We start from the raw sequence: 19,469 nt of genomic DNA, 5'->3' as shown, positions 1-19,469 counted from the left end.
TGCGAGGCGACGCCTCTTCCTTCAGGAACCATGTTCTGCCCTGCTGGGCCGGCTGGCATGAACGTCCAGGTCCTCACCGACCCTTTCGGGCGGCTGTTGGGGGCCTCACCCGCGTTGCCCGGCTCTCCCCATGACCTGACCGCCGCCCGCGCCCACGGCGTCGTCGGCGCGCTCGCCGAGGCCGGCCTCAAGGGCTGGCGTCTCCTGCGGAAGCTCCGGTGCAGCACGAACCGCATCGCCGACTTCGTGAAGGCCGTCCTCGTCCTTCACCACGCACCAGCGTGAGGTTGGAAAGGCCCACGGACTCCGGGAGGGCGATCGTGGTGAATTCGGTAAGACGTCGTCACAGAACCGTGAAGCAGGCGCGCGAACCTGGTGTTCACCACAGCGCGGTTCGTGCGCTGTCATTCGGGGGAGTACCGCCATGAGCACCGTTCGCAGAGCAGCCGTCGTCCTCGTCGCCGTGTCCGCACTGGCCCTGACCGCCTGCGGGCCCTCCGAGGACGGAGCCGCGGGCGGCACCGACGTGCCGACCACGACTCCCCCCGCCACCGCCACCGCCGCCCCGTCCACGCCGTCGAAGCCGGTGCCGTCCGCCAAGCCGTCGACGCCCGCCAAGCCTTCGACGCCCGCCAAGCCGTCGAAGTCCGGCAAGACGGCCTCGCCGTCGACCGATCCGGACTACGACGTCTTCCCCTGCAGCACCTACGACCTGACGTTCACCGCGAACCTGGCCGAGCCCACGACCAGCAGCTACCTGCTGAAGATCACCAACAAGACGGGCAAGCCGTGCCGGGTGCTCGGCCACCCCATCGTGACCTTCGGCGACCTGGACGGGCATGCGACCCAGCGCGGCACGGCCCCCGGCATCGAGGAGGCCATCCGGCTCGCCCCGGGAGAGTCCGCCTACGCGGGACTCATGGGCGGCCTGAAGGGCCCCAAGAGCAAGACGGTCTCCTCGATCGCGATGACCATGGACACCGAGTCGGACCTGAAGCAGGTGCCGCTCAAGGCCTCGACGCCCGGTCTGAACGTCTCCGACGACAACTCCGTCACCGCCTGGATGGACAACGCCGAGGACGCGCTGAGCCTGTAGCCGGCAGCCGGTGGTCGACAGCCGGATCCTCCTCCTGAGCCTCCACCGCACGGTGGAGGCTCACTGCTTTCCCGCGCCGGTCACGCGGCCGGCTGCAGGCGGACGCAGCAGTGTCCGGGGCCGGGCGCCAGGCACGCCTCGATCCCGGTCTCGTCGATGCCCTTGAGGACACCGCGCAACAGGTGGAGGTTCATGCCGCACACCGTCCGGGTGTGCTCCCGGGCCAGGGCGTGGAAGGGGCAGTTGGCCAGGACGATGGCGTCGTCCTCGTGGCGCGGCTCGAATCCGTACCGCTCGAGGAGCTCGAAGACGTCCGTCCGGTTCTGCTCGCCCAGCTGTGTGCCGAGCTCCTCGGCCTTGCGGTGCAGCACCGCCCGTACCGGTTCGCCGGTCGCGTCGGACTCCTCCACCGCCTGGGCGAGGAGCCGTCCGGCCAGCTCGTAGCGGCGGTCCGGAAGACTGACCGCGACCTGCCTCGTCGAGCGCCGGTAGAGCTTCGCGGGCCTTCCCGCACCCGGACCGGAGCGCCCGCTGCGGCGTTCGTAGACGACGTCGAGCAGCGATTCGTCGGCCAGCCGGTCCAGGTGGAACGCCGCGGTCTTGCGGGCGAGCCCGAGAGCGGCGGCGGCCTCGTCCCGGCTCACGGAGCCCGACTGGCGCACCACGTGGTCGTACAGCCTCCTGCGGGTCGGCTCGTCGAGGGCGGCGACGGCGGAGACGTCGGGGTCGCGTACTTCCTTCGAGGTGGCCACGGACACCAGTGTAAAACCCACAGCCATTGACTAAAGAACGGGAGGGGTCTTCTATAGGAAATGAACCTTGCCGATAGAAGGAGGGGGTCATGTTCTCCGTCACCACAAGCACCAGCTCCGCCACCCGGCGGCGTGAGGCGCTCGCCGACCCCGGCTACCAGGCCTTCCTGATCCTCCGCACCGGATTCACGGTGGCGCCGATCCTCTTCGGTCTGGACAAGTTCGCGAACCTGCTCGTGGACTGGCCCACCTACCTCGCGCCGTGGATCGACGACATCGTCCCCGGGAGCGCCCAGCAGGCCATGTACGCGGTCGGCGTGATCGAGATCGTCGCCGGAATCGCCGTGGCGCTCGCTCCCCGCTTCGGTGGCTGGCTCGTGGCCGGCTGGCTGGCCGGCATCATCGTCGACCTGCTGACCGTCCCCGGGTACTACGACATCGCGCTGCGTGACTTCGGGCTGCTCCTCGGCGCCGTCGCGCTCGCCCGCCTCGCCCAGCGCTACCACGTCCAGCGGCGCTGACCGGTCCGGGCGGGCGGCGCTCCGACGGTGCCACCCGCCCGTGCCGACGCGCTGAAACCCGCACCGGCCCGGCGCGCTGAAACCCGCGTCAGCCCAGGACCGCGGTGTACGCCGCCTCCTGGACCACCGCATCCGGATCGGCGAGCCGAGCCGCCAGGTGGGCCGTCTCCCCGGCGGTCAGGGCCGCCGGCGCGGCGAGCCGGCGCTCGTACGGGCCGCGTGGACGACCGCCCTACGGTGCGCTCTTCGCGGCCGAGGCCCGCCACAGCCGGACGGTGACCCCGCCGGCCAGGGCGGTCCCGAGTACCGCCCACGTGGCCGGGTGGGTCCACACGGCGGTGTCCAGCTGCTGCGCGAGGACGAAGACACCCATGACGACGACGAACCAGCCGAACGCCGTGCGCAGCGTGTCCTGCGGGATGCGGCCCGCGAGCCGGCCGCCCACCAGGCTGCCGACCACCGCCGCCGCGGTCACGGTCAGGGCCGGAGCCCAGTCGATCCCGACGCCCGAGAGGTGCCCGGCGAGCCCGGCGAAGGAGTTCATCCCGATGACGAGGAGCGACGTACCGACCGCGACGCCCATCGGCAGCCCGCCGAGGACGGCGAGCGCCGGGACGACGAGGAAACCGCCGCCGGAGCCGACAAGACCCGTCACCGCACCGACGGCGAGACCCTCCACCGCGATGCGCTTCAGGGGCGGCTCGGCACGGACCCGCCCGGGCCCCTCCCTTCCCGGCTCCTCCCTCCCCGGCTCCTCCCGGCCGGGCCGGGGCCTGCGGAGCATCGCGGCCGCCGTGGCCAGCATCATCAGGGCGAAGGAGACGAGCAGGACCGTGCCCGGAACGTACTCGGCGAGCCGCCCGCCCCCGTACGCACCGGCCATGCTGAATCCGCCGAAGAGCAGCCCGGTCCGCAGGCGGACCCGGCGGGCCCGGGCGTGGGGGACCAGCGCGGCGAGGCTGGTGACGCCGACCACGAACAGGGAGGTGGTGATCGCCTCCTTGGTGTCCTGCCCGGCCAGGTAGACCAGGATCGGCACGGTCAGGATCGAGCCGCCGCCCCCGAGGGCGCCGAGGCTGACACCGACGAGCAGGGACGCCGCGACGACCAGGACGGTCACGACGCGCTCCGCAGCTCCGCGATCGCCGTGCGGATGTCGGGGCGCGGCCCGCGGTTGTACGGCAGCTTGGACAGCAGCACGCCCATGGCGCAGGAGTTGCTGAGGGCCGCGTAGGTCAGGCCGGCCCCGATCGCGGTGCCGATCAGATGGGCGCCCGGGACGAACACCCCGATCAGGCCGGTGGCCAGGACGATCGAGCCGGCCACGAGCCGGACCTGGCGCTCCATGTCCCACCGCTCCGGACCCCGGTCGACGGGCGCGCCGGCCGTCTCCCAGGCGACGATGCCGCCCTCCAGGACGCGGAGGTTCGGCAGGCCGCCCTCGGCCAGGGCCTTCTCGGCCTGCGCGGCACGCGCCCCGGAGCGACAGACGAGCACGACGTCCTCGTCGAGGTGGGCGAGGAGCTCGGCACGGTGCTCGCGCAGGGTGTCGAGGGGAACGTTGTACGAGCCCGGGATGTGCGCCGTACGGAACTCACCCGGCGTGCGGACGTCGAGCAGGCGCGGGGCGCGCCCTTCCCGGACGAGCCGGTGCAGCACGGCGGGGGAGAGGGAGGGGGTGGTGCTCATGGGATTCCATTCCACGTCGGACGTTGATACCCAGGGGGGTATGTAAGAGGTTGTGAGGGGCCCCGGTGGGCGACGGGGCTACGGGGTTACAGGGCTACGGGGGAGGGGCGGGGGCGCGGCGGTCAGGCGCCGACGGGCTCGGCCGTCGACGCCGACAGGGCCCAGGCGGCGTATCCGCCGAGGATGTCGGAGACGTCCTGGAAGCCGCGCTGTCGCAGCAGGCTCGCGGCGATGGAGGAGCGGTGGCCGCCGGCGCAGTGCAGGACCAGGGGCCGGTCGGCGGGCAGCTCGTGCGTGCGGTGCGGGAGTTCGCCGAGCGGGATGTGCAGGGCGGACTCGATGAACCCGTTCGCCTCGCGCTCACCGCAGGTGCGCACGTCCACGACGACCGGCGGCCGCTCTCCCGCGAGGGCGGTGCGCAGGTGCGCGGCGGTGACCCGGCTCGCGGGGGAGACCTCGCCGGCCAGGGCCTCCAGGGCGTCCTCGGGGTTGCGCAGGTAGCCGACGACCCGGTCGAAGCCGATCCGGGCGAGACGGGTGACGACCTCCTCCTCCCGGTTCTGCGCCGCCATGACGAGCAGTTCGGCGGCCGGGTGGAGAACGGTGCCGGCCTGCTCGGCGAAGCGGCCGTCCGCGGGCACGTTCACCGCGCCGCGCAGGTGCCCGGCCGCGAACTCCTGCGGGTCGCGTGCGTCCACCACGATCGCGCCGGCGGCCCGCAGTTCGGTGAACTCGGCGAGCGCCAGCGGACGGGGTGCCGACGCGTCGTAGCGGGCCCGGTCCTTGCGGTTGAGCTCGGCGTCGTACGCGAAGTACCCGGGCGCGGCCGGCTGGCCGGCGGTGACGAGCGCGACGAACTCCTTGCGGCCCATCGGCGCGCAGGCGTAGTTGGTCGCCCGCTGCTCGCCGATCGTCGACTGCTTCTCCGCGGACAGGTTCTTGCCGCAGGCCGATCCGGCGCCGTGCGCGGGGAAGACCCGCACCTCGTCCGGCAGCCCCATCAGCTTGTTCTGCACGCTGTCGTGGAGCATCGCGCCGAGCTCCTCGGCGGTCACGCCCACCGAGGCGAGCAGATCGGGGCGGCCGACGTCGCCGATGAACAGCGCGTCGCCGGTCAGCACGCCGTACGGCACCTCGTCGCCGGCCCGCTCGTACACGAGGACGCTGATCGACTCCGGCGTGTGCCCGGGCGTCTCCAGGATCTCCAGCGCGACGTCGCCGAGGGAGATCCGCTCACCCTCGGCGAGCTCGCGGATCGGGTACTCGGTCTCGGCGTGGCGGCCGTAACCGATCCAGGCGCCGGTCTCGTCCGCCATCTCCAGATGGCCGGCGACGAAGTCGGCGTGGAAGTGGGTGTTGATGACGCCGATCACCCTGAAGCCGTGCGCGGCGGCGTCGGCCAGGTATTCCGAGACGTCCCGGCGGGGGTCGACGACCACCGCCTGCCCCGTGCGCTCGTCGGCGATCATGTACGACGCCTGGGACAGGCAGTCCAGGTAGTACTGGGCGAAGAACACGGCGATCCCTTCATCGGAAGACCTGCGTCACGCAGCGGGGCATCCCTGGATCCGGATACCCCCGTGGGTATTCTCCTCTCGACCGTAAAGTGGCGTCACAGGGAAGTCAAATACCCCCCTGGGTATTCAGCGTCACAGGCGAATGCGCACTTCGGCCGCACCGCAGAGTCCTCGTCCACGCGACCGGCGGCGCGATGCCGGTGCGGAACCGTGGCATGAGCACGCAGATTTTGCCGTCCCGTGGTTGCCGCCCCGACGCGCCCGTCGGAATCTTGGTCACCATGCCCTCGGGCAGCCGGTACTGCTGGTCACGGGGGGTGCAAGCGGCCCTCCGCCCTGAGCGGGGAATGTTCATGCACCTCGAGTTCCGCCACCTCCGCGTCCTGCTCACCGTCGCCGAGGCCGGCAGCATCCGCAAAGCCGCCGCACGGCTGCAGCTCTCCCAGCCCGCCACGAGCGCCCAGCTGAAACGGATCGAGCACGAGCTGGGCGGCCCGCTCTTCACCCGCAGCGCCGAGGGTGTGAAACCGAACGAGACCGGTCAGTACGTCCTGCGCTGCGCACGTGACCTCGTGGTCGGCTTCGACCGGCTGCGCGAGCACGCCCGATCGGCCGCCGAGGCGGACCGGGGGACCGCCTCGCCGCTCCGGGCGGGCGGAACCGCCGGCCCCCTGGTGTCGCTGCTGGTCTCCACCCTCTTCGAGCTCGTTCCGGAACGCCGGCTCGGCATAGACGCCCGCCGATCCGTACACACCCTGGTGAAAGCGCTGAGCCAGTCGAAATGCGACATCGCGGTCTTCGGGGAGTTCCCGGGCTTCCCCCTTCCGGTCGGCGAATCGGTGGTCACGCGCACGCTGCTGCGCGAGCCGGTCTTCGTCCTGCTCGCCGAGGACCACCCCCTCGCACGCCAGGGGAGCGTCAGCCTGCGCGAACTGAGGGACGAGGAGTGGGTCATGCCGGAGGCCGACGAGAGCGGTGTGCACGCCTACCTCCATCTCACCTGCCAGTCGGCGGGATTCACCCCGCGGATCGCGCACGTGACGCCGGACCTGTCCGTGGCGCAGATCCTGGTCGCCGGCCGGCGGGCGGTCTGCGGCGTATGGCCGAGCGCCGATGTCCCGGCCCAGGGCACCGTGCTGCGGCCGCTCGTGGACGTGCCGTTCCACCGGCGGCTGCAACTGGCCTGGAACACGGCATCGGTCCCGGCCGAGCTCGCCGACGCGGTGGGCGAGCGCCTGCTGGCCGCGTATCTGTCGCTCGTGCGGCAGCGGCCGCAGTACCTGGCCTGGTGGGAGGACGGCGGCGAGGAGTTCGCCCTCGGGGCCGCGGAGGGGTGACCGTCCGGGGCGCCGTGCGCCGCACCGTCTGACTTGCGGGCGACCGTCCGGGCCGTGGTTCCCCGCGCCGTGCAACTTGCGGGTGCCCGTCCGGGCCGCGGTCGCCCGCACCGTACGACTCCGAGGTCCCCGCCCCGTACAACTCGCGGGCGACCGTCCGGGCCGCCGTGCGCGGCACCGTATAACTCCACAGTTGTAGCCCACATGGGATCGCGTCAGGAACATGTCACCTGGTGAACACTTCGCGTCAACGTCCCAGGACGTCGTCACCCCCCACGACGAGCGAAGGAAACGCCCCGTCATGTCCCGTTCCCTCCTTGCCCTCTCCACGATGGTCGCCGCCGCCGTCATCACCACGGGCGCGGTCGCCGTACCGGCGTACTCGCAGCCCGACGCGGTGCAGCACGGCACCTCCGTCCGCGACACGGCGATAGCCCGGGCCGAGGCCAACGTGACCCGGAACGCCGCCACCTTCGGCTTCGGAGCGGGCCAGAAGCTCCACGTCAAGGACGTCGTGATCGACGCCGACGGCACCCAGCACGTCCGCTTCGAGCGGACCTACCGCGGCCTCCCCGTCGTCGGCGGCGACTTCGTCGTCCACCAGAAGGCCGACGGCTCGCTCAAGGGATCCACCCACGCCAAGGCCCACGGCGTGGCGGTCAAGTCCGTCACCCCCACCACCGACGCCAAGGGCACCGCGGCCGGCGCCCTCAAGCGCTCCAACGGACTGGTCCGCGACGCCGAGTCCACCCCCGAGCTGATCGTCTGGGCCGCCGACGGCACCCCCCGCCTGGCCTGGCGCACCACCGTGCAGGGCCTGGGCGACAAGGGCCAGCCGCACGGCGAGGTCTTCGTCACCGACGCCACCACCGGCGCCGCGATCGAGAACTACGACGTCGAGCACGAGGCCACCGGCACCGGCCACTCCGAGTACACCGGTGACATCACCCTCGACACCACGCTGCAGGCGAACGGCACCTTCGCCCTGATCGACCCGACCCGCGGCCACATCACCAAGGACGCGCACAACGTCTCGTCCTCGTCGCTGAACGCCTCCTCCGGCACGCTGTTCACCGACGCCGACAACATCTGGGGCGACGGGAAGAAGTTCTCCACCGACCGCGCCACCGCCGCCGTCGACGCCCACGCCAACACCGCGAAGACGTACGACTACTACAAGACCACCTTCGGCCGCAACGGCATCAAGAACGACGGCCGCGGCGCCACCGTCTTCGTCCACGTCGGCACCAACTGGGACAACGCCCAGTGGTCGGACGCCTGCTTCTGCATGATGACCGGCGACGGCAACGGCACCACCGACCCCGAGCAGGTCGACCTCGACACCATGGGCCACGAGATGACCCACGGCGTCACCTCGGCCACCGCCAACCTGCGCTACAGCGGTGAGTCCGGCGGCCTGAACGAGGCCACCAGCGACATCTTCGGCACGATGGTCGAGTGGTACGCCAACAACGCCGTCGACACCCCCGACTACCTCTTCAGCGACCAGTCCACCCCGCCGTGGCTGCGCCGCATGGACAAGCCCTCCCTGGACGGCCGCTCCGCCGACTACTGGTCGAAGTCCGTCGGCCGGCTCGACGTGCACAACTCCTCGGGCGTCGGCAACCACTGGTTCTACCTCGCCAGCGAGGGCAGCGGCACCAAGACGATCAACGGCGTCACCTACAACAGCCCGACGTACAACGGCTCCACCGTCACCGGCATCGGCAACCAGAAGGCCGCCGCCATCTGGTACCGGGCGCTGACCGTCTACATGACCTCCACCACCGACTACAAGGGCGCCCGCACCGCGACCCTGAGCGCGGCGAAGGACCTGTACGGCGCCACCAGCCCCGAGTACGCCACCGTGGCAGCGGCCTGGACCGCGGTCAACGTCCTCTGACGCACCCACGCACCAGCCGATCCGGGGCCGGTCCGCCCCGGATCACCCTCCCGGGCCCCGTCGCGACGACGGGGCCCGAGGAGTGTCAGGGGCATCAGAACGCGAACATGCCGTTTGCCGGACCGGCAACAGCAGTGGCGTGACCGGGACGGCGTGGGCGACGGTGGGCCCATGACCGACGACCACGCAGCGGGACCGCCCGCCTTCCCCGCCCCTTCGCCCGCCGACGGATACGTCGGAGACCCCGCGGTGCGGGCGAAGTGGGACGACCTCTACGCCGACCGGCAGCAGCTCTGGAGCGGCCGGCCCAACGGCGCGCTCGTCGCCGAGGTCGCCGGGCTCACCCCCGGCCGCGTGCTCGACGTCGGCTGCGGTGAGGGCGCCGACGCCGTCTGGCTCGCGCGCGGCGGCTGGGACGTGACCGCGCTCGAGGTCTCGGGCGTGGCGCTGGAGCGGGCGGCCGGGCACGCGCGGGACGCCGGCGTCGCCGTCCGCTGGGTCCACGCCGCCCTCACGGAGGCGGCGCTCCCGCCGGCCTCCTTCGACCTGGTCTCCGCGCAGTACCCGGCACTGCTGCGTACGGCCGACGCCGCCGCCGAACGCGCCCTGCTCTCGGCCGTCGCGGTCGGCGGCGTGCTGCTGCTCGTCCACCACGCGGGGATGGACACCCGACAGCCGGAGGAAGGTGGATTCGACCCGGCCGACTACGTCTGGCCCTCGATGGTCGCGGCACTGCTCGACGAGGACTGGAAGGTGGAGGTGGACGAGCAGCGCCCCCGCGTGGCACCCGAGGGCGGGGCCGGCGCGCACCACACCCACGACCTGGTGCTGCGCGCGCGCCGACTGCGCTGAGCCCCCGAGCCCGGCTGAGCCCCCGAGCCCGGCTCAGCCGTCCAGCGCCGTGTCGAGGGTCATCGCGGCGGTGATGAGCGCGAGGTGGGTGAAGGCCTGGGGGAAGTTGCCCAGTTGTTCGCCCGTCGGGCCGATCTCCTCGGCGAACAGTCCCACGTGGTTGGCGTACGTCAGCATCTTGTCGAAGGCATACCGGGCCTGTTCGAGGCGGCCGGCCCGGGCCAGCGCGTCCACGTACAGGAAACTGCACAGCGAGAAGGTGCCCTCGGAGCCGCGCAGGCCGTCGGGGGAGGCGGCCGGGTCATAGCGGTAGACCAGGCTGTCGGAGACCAGCTCGCCGTCCATCGCGTCCAAGGTGGACAGCCAGCGCGGATCGCGGGGCGCGATGAAGCCGGTGACCGGCATCAGGAGCAGCGAGGCGTCCAGTACGTCGCTGCCGTAGTGCTGGACGAAGGCCTGCCGCTCGGCGGACCAGCCGTGCTCCATCACCTGGTGCAGCACCGCGTCCCGGGCGGCGGTCCAGCGCGGCAGGTCGGCGGGGCGGCTGAAGTCGACGGCCATCCGCACCGCACGGTCGAAGGCGACCCAGCACATCACCCGGCTGTACGTGAAGTCCTGGCGGCCGCCGCGGGTCTCCCAGATCCCCTCGTCCGGGCGGTCCCAGTGCTCGCACAGCCAGTCCACCGCGGCGGCGAAGCGCTGCCAGCCGTCGTAGCCAGCCAGCTGGGTCAGGTCGGGCGCGTGCGCGAAGGCGTAGACGGCCTCGCCGTAGATGTCCATCTGGAGCTGGTCGGCGGCGCCGTTGCCGGCGCGGACCGGGGCCGAGCCGCGCCAGCCCTCCAGATGGTCGAGGACCTCCTCGACCAGGTGCGGGTCGCCGTCCACCCGGTACATGATCTGCAACGGCTCGCCGCTGACCGTCCCACCGGCCCGGAACCGGGCGCCCAGCCAGCGGCGGAAGGCGTCCGCCTCCTCGGTGAAGCCCAGGTCGACCATGGCGCGCACCGACAGCGAGGCGTCCCGGATCCAGGTGTACCGGTAGTCCCAGTTGCGTTCCCCGCCGACCTGCTCGGGCAGGCCCATGGTGGCCGCGGCCACCGGCGCGCCGGACGGGGCGTACGTGAGCAGCTTCAGCGTGATCGCCGAACGGTTGACCTGCTGCTGCCAGCGGCCGCGGTAGCGGCAGCGGCCGATCCATTCGTGCCAGAACGAGCGGACCGCGCCGAAGGAGGCCCGCAGGCTCGCCTCGTCCGCCGGCGCGGGCGGCTCGGCGCCGGGCGCGTCCAGGGTGAGCACGGCGGCGGCGCGCTGACCGGCGGTCAGTTCCACCTCGGTGTGGACGTCCGCGCCGTCGCGCCGCAACGCGACGGTGCCGAGCACCTGGAGGTGCGCGGTGACCGTGGCGCCGGTGAAGCGCGCGGTGGTGCCGTCGAGGACCAGTTCGTGCTCCTCCCGGCCGTAGTCGAACCGCGGCCGGCACTCCACCGTGAAGCGGACCGTGCCGCGGACCACCCGCAGCACCCGGATCAGGGTGTGCCGGTCGGAGGGCACGGTCGGGTCGGCGGCCAGCGGCATGAAGTCGGCCACCTCACCGACCCCGTCGGGGGTGAGGAAGCGGGTGAGCAGCACCGCGCTGTCGGCCAGGTACAGCTGGCGCACCGTCGTGCCCGGCGTCTTGACGGTGATCGAGAAGTGGCCGCCGCGCTCGTGGTCGAGCAGCCTGCCGAAGACGCTGGGCGAGTCGAAACGGGGCGAGCAGAACCAGTCCACCACGCCCTCGGCGGAGACCAGCGCGCACGTCTGCAGATCTCCGATGAGGCCGTGGTCGGCGATCGGCGGGTAGCGGTGCATCGGCGGCGTCCTCGTGACTCAGGGCGGCGGGCGGTCCTCAGCCCCCACCCTCCGCCCGGCCGGCACCCGAGGCCATCGGGGCTGCGCCGAACAGGGCGCCCGACGGCCGGTCGCCGAGCGCCCCGCTCCGCCGGCGGGACCCGGCCCACCGCGTGGACGTCATGCCGTCGTCATGACCCCCGGGCCGCCGAAGGCCGTGACCCCATCCCGTGGGCCCGGTTCACGGAGCCCCGTGTACGACCCCTCCGCCGAGCTCCTCCGCCAGGAGCGCGGCCGTCGCGGCCACCAGCGGGTTGTCGGTCGGGGCGTCCTCCTCGGCCTTGGTGGTGAGGACGGAGAGGACGATCGGCGTGCCGTCCGGCCGCCAGGCGATGCCGGCGTCGTTGGCGCCGCCGTGGCGCGGGGAGCCGGTCTTGTCGGCGAGGAGCCATTCGGGGGGCAGGCCGCGGCGGAACTTCTCGGTGCTGGTGGTGTTGCGGAGCAGCCAGTCGGTGAGCCGCGCGCGGTCGTGGGGCTCCAGCGCGTCGCCGAGCACGAGGCGGGCGTAGGAGAGGCCGATGGCGCGCGGGCTGGTGGTGTCGGTGACCCGCCAGGGCTCCGCCGAGTTGAGCTCGGGCTCCCACCGGTCGAGCCGCGTGACGCGGTCCCCGATCGAGCGGCAGAAGCGGGTGACGGCGGTGGGGCCGCCCAGCTCCTTGAGGAGCAGGTTGCCGGCGGTGTTGTCGCTGAAGCGGATGGTGGCGTCGCACAGTTCGGCGACGGTCATGCCGCCCGCGACGTTCTTGGCGAGCTCCGCGACCGGCGAGACGCCCGACCTTTCGACGTACGCCTGGGTGTAGTGGATGCGCCGGGCGAGGAACTCCCCGTCGTGGTCGAGGTCGCGCAGGACGGCCGCGGCGGCGAGCGTCTTGAACAAGGAGGCCATCGGGAAGCGCTCGTCCGCCCGGTACGCCACCGTCCTGCCCGTGCGCATGTCACGGGCGAACACACCGAGCCGCGCCGTGTGTTCCCGCTCCAGGCGCCTCAGCCGCGCGACGACGCCGCCCGTCTCCGGTAAGGCCTGCGCGGTGCCGCCGCCGAGGGCGAGCGCGGCGGTGAGTGCCGTGCCGACGCCCAGGGCGAGCGCGGTACGGCGGGACGGGCCGGCTGCGTTGACGTACAAGGTGTCTCCTTCGGAGATGATCACTGTCGTACGTGTACACGCCCCGACGGCCGGTCCGGTTTCAGCCCAGCTGACGCCGCACCAGTTCGTGGAAGAGCCCGGTCGTGTCGGCGAGGAGTTCGGCGGGGGTGCCCTCCTGAACGATGCGCCCGTCCGCGAGGGCGATCACCCGGTCCGCGTCCATGATGGTGGACAGACGGTGGGCGATCACGACACGGGTCGCGTTCAGGGCGCGCGTCGACTCGATCACCGTCCGCTGAGCCTCGTTGTCCAGGGCGCTGGTCGCCTCGTCGAAGAAGAGGACGCGGGGCCTGCGGATGAGCGCATGGGCGATCATCAGCCGCTGGCGCTGGCCCCCCGAGACGGTGCCTCCGCCGTCGGACAGCATCGTGTGCATGCCCATGGGCATGGCCTTGATGTCCTCGGCCAGACCCGCCATCGCCGCGGCGGCCCACGCGTCCTCCAGGGGGTACGTCCCGGCGCCGCGGATGCAGTCGAGGACGGAACCGGAGAACGGCTGGGCGTTCTGGAGGACGACGCCGCACTGGCGGCGCACGGCCGCCTGGTCGAGCGCCGCGAGGTCCTGCCCGTCGTACCGGACGGTGCCGGAGACCGGCCGGTCGAAGCCGATGAGCAGCCGCAGGAGGGTGGACTTGCCGCAGCCGCTGGCCCCGACGATCGCGACGAACTCGCCCGGCCGCACCCGGAGACTGACCCCGTCGAGGACCAGCGGGCCGTCCTCGGTGTAGCGGTAGGACAGGTTCTCGGCCTCGATCGCCCCGGTCAGCTCACCCGGCGGGGCGCTGGAGGCGCGGACCTCGGGCGTCTCCCGGAACACCGGCCTGATCTGTTCGAACATCGGCTGTACGGCGGCGGCCGAGAGCAGCGCGCCGGTCAGCTGCGTGACCGAGGACAGCATCATCGTGACGGCGGTGCTGAAGGTGAGGAACTCGCTCGCGGACAGCGTGCCGCGGGCCGGACCGGCCAGGAGCGCGAACATCACCAGCGTGCACAGCGGCAGACAGACCGCTCCGAGGACCGCGAGGACGTTCTTGATCCGCCCCACGCGCCGGTGCAGCTCACGGGTACGGGCGAACTGCCCCGCCCAGGCGGCGTACGCGAAGCTCTCGGCCGCCGCGACGCGCAGCTTCGGCAGACCGCGCAGGGTCTGGAAGGCCTGGTTGTCGAGCTTGTTGCCGAGCCGGATCAGCTGCCGCTGGTACCGCAGCTGCCAGAGACCGAGGCCCAGGAAGACCGCGGCCGTGGCGAGCAGCAGGGCGAGTGCGACGAGGGCCAGGGGCACGCTGTAGACGAGGAGCAGCACCAGGTTGACCGTGCCGACGGTGCCCGCCTGGACTACCACCGGACCGATGCCGGACAGGATCCGGCGGATCGCGCTGATGCCCATGGCGGCGCCGGCCAGCTCACCGGTCGAGCGGCCGGTGAAGAACGTCGTCGGCAGGCGGAGCAGACGGTCCCAGACGGCCGGCTGGAGCGTGGCCTCGATGCGCCCCTCCATGCGGAGGATCGCGGTGTTCTGGAGCAGCATGAAGGCGGCCGACACGATGCTCGTCGCGATGATCGCGAGGCCGGCCTGGACGATGAGCCCGGTCTCGGCGGCGGGTACGTACGCGCCGAGCACCTTGCCGGTGGCGACGGGGACGAGGGAGCCGAGGGCGACCGCGACGAGCCCGCCGAGGAGGAGGTCGCGGAGCTCCGCCCGGGTGCCCCGGACGCTGAACCGGAGCAGGCGCAGCAGGCCCAGCGGCCGGTCGGGCAGCGGCCGGTAGAACATGACGGCGCGCGGCGCGAACGCCGCGGCGGAGGTCCGGCCGACGCGCTCCCGCTCGCCGGTGGCGGGGTCGAGGGCCACGTACCGGCCGCGCCGCCACAGCAGGGCGACGGGGGTTCCGTCCGCCGCCCGGTGGCCCACGAGGGGGCCGCTGTCCTCGCGCCACCAGCCGTCGCCGAGCCGGACGCCCCGGGTGCGGATCCGGGAGGCCAGCGCGATGCGTTCGACGGGGTCGAGGAGTCCGGTCTCCGTGTCGACGGCGGCCGGTTCCGCGAGGGCGATGCGCGCCTCGTCGGCGACGGCCCGGCACACGGCATAGGTCGCGTCGTCGCCCGCACGCTCCGCCGAGGAGGGGCCGCCGGAGCGGCCGATGGAGGCGAGCAGGGTGCGGTCCGCGCGCGTGCGGGCCGCCTTACCCGCCTCGATCCCCGCGGCCGCGCGGTCCTCGTGGTCGCGTTCGAGCTGCTCGATCCAGTCGTCCAGGGCGTACAGCAGCCGGTACTGCTGGTCGACCATGCCCTGCCAGGCCGCGGGGTCGACGAGCAGGGTGCCGGCCCCGTTGCCGTGAGCGCTCTCGTACGCGGCTCCGTACACGACGCTGCCGGGAGCGACCTGCATCCAGAGGACGTCGTCGTCGGCCGCGCCGGAGGAGTCGCCGGGGCCGCCGTCCAGGGCCGCCTGGTACAGGACGCGCAGCCCGCGCCCGATGCCGAGCGAGAAGGCGTGCTCCAGGGGGCTGAGCGGAACCTCGGCCGGCATGCCGTACGCGCCCTGGTCCTGGTACCACTGGCCCTCGTACCACTGGCCGCCGTACCCCTGTTCCCCGTACCCCTGAGTTCCGTACCCCTGCTCCCCGTACCACTGACCGGCCGGGTACGCCGGTTCGTGCAGTTCGCGCAGCTCGATCCGGCGCAGCAGACAGCCCTGCGCGGGCCGGCCGATCAGGGTGTGCGCGGGACCGTCGACCGGGCCGAGCAGCAGCGTGCCCGCTTCGAGGCGGCCCAGGAAGTGCCAGGGCCCGAGCCGCGCCGCGTCGACGGCGAAGAGGTCCACGGCACCGTCCACGACGAGCCACAGCACGTGCGGGCCTTCGAGGGCGAGGCTGCCCAGACCGGCGCAGTCGACCGCGGTGCCCAGGGCGCCCAGGGCCGCGACGACCGGATCCGGGGCGCCGCCGCCGTGCCGTACGCCCGCGAGACCGGCGGGCGGCTGGGGGAGGGTCACGTCAGTGCTCCTTGACCAGGTCGGCGTACGCGCCCCGCGCCGCGACGAGCTGCTCGTGGCGCCCGCGCTCCACGACCGTGCCCCGGTCGAGGACGACGATCTCGTCGCTGTCGCGCACGGTGCTCAGCCGGTGGGCGATGACCACGCAGGCGCAGCCGCGCCGCCGCAGGTTGTCGATGACGAGCTGTTCGGTCGCCGCGTCGAGGGCGCTGGTCACCTCGTCGAGGATCAGGACGCTGGGGCGGCGCACCAGGGCGCGGGCGATCTCCAGGCGCTGGCGCTGCCCGCCGGAGAAGTTGCGGCCGTCCTGCTCGACGCGGCTGCGGATGCCGCCGGGGCGGCGGGCGACCACGTCGTACACGGCGGCGTCCTGGAGGGCGGCGACGACGGCCTCGTCGGGGATGGAGGGGTCCCAGAGCGCCACGTTGTCGCGGACGGTTCCCTCGAAGAGGAACACGTCCTGGTCGACGAAGGAGACGGAGGCCGCGAGGGCACTGCGCGGGATGTCCTCCAGGCGCATCCCGTCGATGCGGATCGCGCCCTCCCACGGCGCGTAGAGACCGGACATCAGCCGCGAGACCGTGGACTTGCCGCTGCCGGAGCCGCCGACCAGGGCGACCTGCTGCCCGGGGCCGACGGTGAGTGAGAAGTCCTTGAGCAGCGGGGCGTCGAGGGGGCTGTAGCCGAAGGTGACGCCCTCGAGCTCGACGTGGCCGGTGAGGCGACGGGTGGGGGCGTGCGGGGCGCGCCGGGTGTGGACGGGGTCGACGGGGAAGTCCTCGACGTCCCTGAGTCGGGCGACGTCGGCGGCGAAGTCCTGGATGCGGCCCGCCACGCCGTTGAGCCGGGTGATCGGCGCGGTGAAGCCGGTCACGAGGGCCTGGAAGGCGACGAGCAGTCCGACGGTGAGGTGCCCCTCCACGGCCCGCAGACCGCCGATCGTGAGGATCAGCGCGCTGTTGAGCGCGGCGAGGGTCGGCGCGACGACCGCCAGCCAGGCGCTGGGCACGCCGAGCCGCTGCTGCACGTCGAGGGTGGTGGCGTGCTGCCCGGCCCAGCGGCGGAAGAAACCGTCCTCGCCGCCGGTGGCCTTCATCGTCTCGATGAGCTGGAGTCCGCTGTACGCGGTGTTGGTCAGTCGGGCGCTCTCGGCACGCAGCTTCTGCGTGCCGGTGGCCCGCACGTGGACGACGACGCGCAGGGCGAGGACGTTGAGCAGGGCGATCAGCACGCCGACGACGGTGAGCTGGGGATCGTACGTCCACAGCAGTACTGCGTAGAGCAGGACGACGACCGCGTCGACGGCCGCCGCTGCCAGGTCGCGGGCGAGGGTCTCGGCGACGGCGTCGTTGGACTGGAGGCGCTGGACGAGGTCGGCGGGGTTCCGCTGGGCGTAGAAGGCGAGTGGGAGCCGGAGCAGATGCCGCAGGAAGCGGGCGCTGCCCAGGGTGGACGCGATGATGCGCCCGCGCAGCAGATTGGCCTGTTGGAGACCGGTGAGGACCGCGGTGAGGACGAGGGCCGTCGCCATCGCCGCGAAGACCACCCCGAGCAGGGACGTCTGGTTCCCGATGAGGAACACGTCGATGTACGTACGGCTCAGGGCCGGCACCCACGCGCCGACGGCCACCAGGAGAAGACTGGCGACGACCGCGGCGGCCATCGTGCCCGAGGTGCCGCGCAGCCGGGCGGGCAGGGCGGCGAGGACACCCGGCCGGTTTCCGCCGCGGCGGAAACCGGGACCCGGCTCGAAGGTGAGCACGATGCCGGTGAAACTGGTGTCGAACTGCTCCATGGGGACGAAACGGCGGCCGCTGCCGGGGTCGTTGACGTACACGCCGGGGCGGCCGAAGCGGCGGCCCGTGCCCTCGTAGACGACGTAGTGGTTGAACTCCCAGAACAGGACGGCCGGGGCGCGGACCTCGGCGAGCGCGGCCAGGTCCATCTGCATGCCCTTGGCCTGGAGCCCGTAACCACGGGCCGCCTTGAGCAGGTTGCCGGCCCGGGACCCGTCACGGGACACGCCGCAGGCGATGCGGAGCTCCTCCAGGGGGACGAAGCGGCCGTGGTGGCCGAGCACCATCGCGAGGGCGGCGGCGCCGCACTCGACCGCCTCCATCTGGAGCACGGTGGGCGTGCGGACGGTCCGGGGCCGCCTGCCCTTGGCGACGGGAGTACGGCGCCGGGGACGGCCGTCGGGCGTACGGCGTCGGGACGCGTCGGCGGGCGTACGGCGTCGGGATGCATCGGCGGGCGGGAGCCTGCGGCTCGTGCCCCGCGCCCTGCCGCCGGACCGGGCCCGCTCCGGGGAGGCCGCCCGCGAGCCGCTCACGGCAGCAGCCAGTCGACGGGGCGCTGCGCGGCGAGGTGGACGGAGCCGGTGACGGGCGTGCCGGAGACGGGGGCGTGCGGGGGCCCGTCCGTGGAGGACCAGGCGTATCCGGAGGCGGTGGCGGCCGAGCGGTCCAGGGCCACGAGCACCGCGACCGGATCGCCCTGCCGGGAGAACTGCGCGGCGAGCCCGCCGTCGCCGAGGAAGGAACGGAGCTGCGCCTGCGTCTGGGGGGTGCGGCCCACGGCGGTGACCCGGCCGTGGAGCACGCCGAACCGGTCGCGCGGGGCGGACTGGACGCCGAGGTCGACCGGGGCGCCCGCGCGGATCGTGGCGGCGCTGTCGCCCGGCAGGTACAGGACGGCCACCAAGGGGGCGGCCGGGTCGGTCACGCGCTCGACGGTCGCCACGTCGGCACCGGTGGTCACGACCGAACCCAGCCTGGCGTACAGGGTGGTGACGCGGCCGCCGGCGACGGCACGGACGGGCCGGTCGCCCCGCTCCGTACGAACGGTCAGCAGGGGCGCGCCGGCGGCGACGGACCGGCCCTCCTCGACGAGGACCTCGGTGACCTGACCGGCGACGGGGCTCTGGAGGAGATACGTTCCCTCGCCGTGGGTGAGGAGACCGGGGGCGGTCAGCTTGGACGTCACCGAACCGGTGAGGGCCCAGAAGCCCGCGGCGGCCATGACGACGACGGTGACGGCGAGCACGAGGCGGCCCTGCGGGCGCGCGAAACGCACGGGCACGTCGAGTTCTTCGGGCGATTGCAGCTTGGAAAGCGCATTGCGGCGGAACTGCACGGACTATTCCTTCGACTGCATTCTGCAACTTTTCCCGCGGTCGAATATCCGCGGTCGATCTCAGAGGCGACCGTGGATCCCGGAACCGAACCGGCTCCGGGATCCACGACCGTCATTCAACTACCCGCCTATGGGCCTGTTCGGCCGTTCGGCCGCTTGACCTTTCGGCTTTTCGGCTCTTCGGCTCAGAGACCGGCGATGCCGGCGTTCACCGAGACGCCGGCGATGCCGGAGACCAGGCCGGGAACGCCGGCGGCGAGGCCCTCGACGCCCTGGACCGTCTGGAGGGAGCCGACGGTGCCGAGGATGTTGGTGACGTCGCCGGTCACAGCGCCGGCGAGGCCGCCGGAGATGGTGACGAGACCACCGGAAACGGCGTCGAGGTCGGCGTCGGAGATCTCAGCGGTCTCAAGGTCGTGACGCATGATGCGCACCCTTCGTTCATGGGGGGAATCCGTCTTCTGCGGCCGCAGCGAGATTGATCAAATCACGTGAACGGCTGACCGGAGAAATTCGGTTGACGCGTGGACGGGGGCGTTTCTGCACGTCGGGAAGCGGCCGTGTCTTCAATTTCACCGAATGCCGACACCTTCTCCTCGGATCCGAGTAACAGATTCGACCGCCCCGCCATGAGCGGG

15 protein-coding genes and 1 pseudogene are annotated in these 19,469 nt (G+C 72.6%); 6 read left to right on the top strand and 10 right to left on the bottom strand.

The genetic code is table 11. From position 1 onward, the window contains the following. Positions 1-54 precede the first annotated feature (54 nt). Positions 55-285: pseudogene (locus SVTN_RS01520) on the top strand (IS5/IS1182 family transposase); the annotation flags it as partial. A gap of 139 nt (positions 286-424) precedes the next feature. Further along, on the top strand, positions 425-1,096 hold the full coding sequence (locus SVTN_RS01515) for a DUF4232 domain-containing protein (RefSeq protein WP_041127456.1): 672 nt from the start codon (positions 425-427) through the stop codon (positions 1,094-1,096). A gap of 80 nt (positions 1,097-1,176) precedes the next feature. Here the strand turns inward: SVTN_RS01515 and SVTN_RS01510 are convergent, their stop codons facing one another. Beyond that, entirely contained in the window at positions 1,177-1,875 is a 699-nt protein-coding gene (locus SVTN_RS01510) for a helix-turn-helix transcriptional regulator (RefSeq protein WP_099055152.1), read from the bottom strand. Positions 1,876-1,937: 62 nt separating this feature from the next. Between SVTN_RS01510 and SVTN_RS01505 the strand changes: the two genes are divergently transcribed. Beyond that, positions 1,938-2,369, top strand: coding sequence for a DoxX family membrane protein (locus tag SVTN_RS01505; protein WP_041127454.1), 432 nt, complete (start codon positions 1,938-1,940; stop codon positions 2,367-2,369). A gap of 232 nt (positions 2,370-2,601) precedes the next feature. Here SVTN_RS01505 and SVTN_RS01500 read toward each other — a convergent pair whose 3' ends face one another. The 3 genes from SVTN_RS01500 to SVTN_RS01490 all read right to left on the bottom strand — a co-directional run bounded on the left by SVTN_RS01500 (position 2,602) and on the right by SVTN_RS01490 (position 5,575). Further along, positions 2,602-3,489, bottom strand: coding sequence for a sulfite exporter TauE/SafE family protein (locus tag SVTN_RS01500; protein ID WP_041127453.1), 888 nt, complete (start codon positions 3,487-3,489; stop codon positions 2,602-2,604). Then, positions 3,486-4,058, bottom strand: a complete 573-nt coding sequence (locus SVTN_RS01495; protein WP_041127452.1) for a rhodanese-like domain-containing protein — start codon at positions 4,056-4,058, stop codon at positions 3,486-3,488. The genes SVTN_RS01500 and SVTN_RS01495 overlap by 4 nt, the downstream gene beginning before the upstream one ends. Before the next feature lie 122 nt (positions 4,059-4,180). Further along, positions 4,181-5,575 (bottom strand): MBL fold metallo-hydrolase, encoded by a 1,395-nt coding sequence (locus SVTN_RS01490; protein WP_041127451.1) that lies wholly within the window; start codon positions 5,573-5,575, stop codon positions 4,181-4,183. Between the two features lie 353 nt (positions 5,576-5,928). Between SVTN_RS01490 and SVTN_RS40830 the strand changes: the two genes are divergently transcribed. From SVTN_RS40830 to SVTN_RS01475, 3 genes are all read left to right on the top strand, one after another. Next, positions 5,929-6,912, top strand: coding sequence for a LysR family transcriptional regulator (locus tag SVTN_RS40830; RefSeq protein ID WP_159026405.1), 984 nt, complete (start codon positions 5,929-5,931; stop codon positions 6,910-6,912). A gap of 301 nt (positions 6,913-7,213) precedes the next feature. After that, positions 7,214-8,815 (top strand): M4 family metallopeptidase, encoded by a 1,602-nt coding sequence (locus tag SVTN_RS01480; protein ID WP_041127450.1) that lies wholly within the window; start codon positions 7,214-7,216, stop codon positions 8,813-8,815. Positions 8,816-8,986: 171 nt separating this feature from the next. Continuing rightward, entirely contained in the window at positions 8,987-9,667 is a 681-nt protein-coding gene (locus SVTN_RS01475; RefSeq protein WP_041127449.1) for a class I SAM-dependent methyltransferase, read from the top strand. A gap of 33 nt (positions 9,668-9,700) precedes the next feature. Here SVTN_RS01475 and SVTN_RS01470 read toward each other — a convergent pair whose 3' ends face one another. The 6 genes from SVTN_RS01470 to SVTN_RS01445 all read right to left on the bottom strand — a co-directional run bounded on the left by SVTN_RS01470 (position 9,701) and on the right by SVTN_RS01445 (position 19,256). Beyond that, a complete protein-coding gene (locus SVTN_RS01470) occupies positions 9,701-11,518 on the bottom strand; it encodes a glycoside hydrolase family 15 protein (RefSeq protein ID WP_041127448.1) in 1,818 nt (605 codons plus the stop codon). A gap of 220 nt (positions 11,519-11,738) precedes the next feature. Beyond that, complete coding sequence (gene bla, locus SVTN_RS01465) at positions 11,739-12,680, bottom strand: class A beta-lactamase (protein WP_041127447.1); 942 nt, start codon at positions 12,678-12,680, stop codon at positions 11,739-11,741. Between the two features lie 61 nt (positions 12,681-12,741). Then, on the bottom strand, positions 12,742-15,696 hold the full coding sequence (locus tag SVTN_RS01460; RefSeq protein ID WP_041127446.1) for an NHLP bacteriocin export ABC transporter permease/ATPase subunit: 2,955 nt from the start codon (positions 15,694-15,696) through the stop codon (positions 12,742-12,744). Position 15,697: 1 nt separating this feature from the next. After that, the gene (locus SVTN_RS01455) at positions 15,698-17,824 is read right to left on the bottom strand and encodes an NHLP family bacteriocin export ABC transporter peptidase/permease/ATPase subunit (RefSeq protein ID WP_281192706.1); all 2,127 of its coding nucleotides are present in this window, start codon (positions 17,822-17,824) and stop codon (positions 15,698-15,700) included. A gap of 200 nt (positions 17,825-18,024) precedes the next feature. Beyond that, positions 18,025-18,831 (bottom strand): biotin/lipoyl-containing protein, encoded by an 807-nt coding sequence (locus tag SVTN_RS01450; RefSeq protein WP_041127445.1) that lies wholly within the window; start codon positions 18,829-18,831, stop codon positions 18,025-18,027. A 185-nt stretch (positions 18,832-19,016) separates the two neighbouring features. Next, positions 19,017-19,256, bottom strand: a complete 240-nt coding sequence (locus SVTN_RS01445) for a hypothetical protein (RefSeq protein ID WP_041133411.1) — start codon at positions 19,254-19,256, stop codon at positions 19,017-19,019. Positions 19,257-19,469: the final 213 nt, after the last annotated feature.

This window comes from Streptomyces vietnamensis, assembly GCF_000830005.1.
Lineage (GTDB): Bacteria > Actinomycetota > Actinomycetes > Streptomycetales > Streptomycetaceae > Streptomyces > Streptomyces vietnamensis.
Note: the sequence above shows the minus strand (reverse complement) of the source record. Positions and strands in the feature narration are given on the sequence as shown.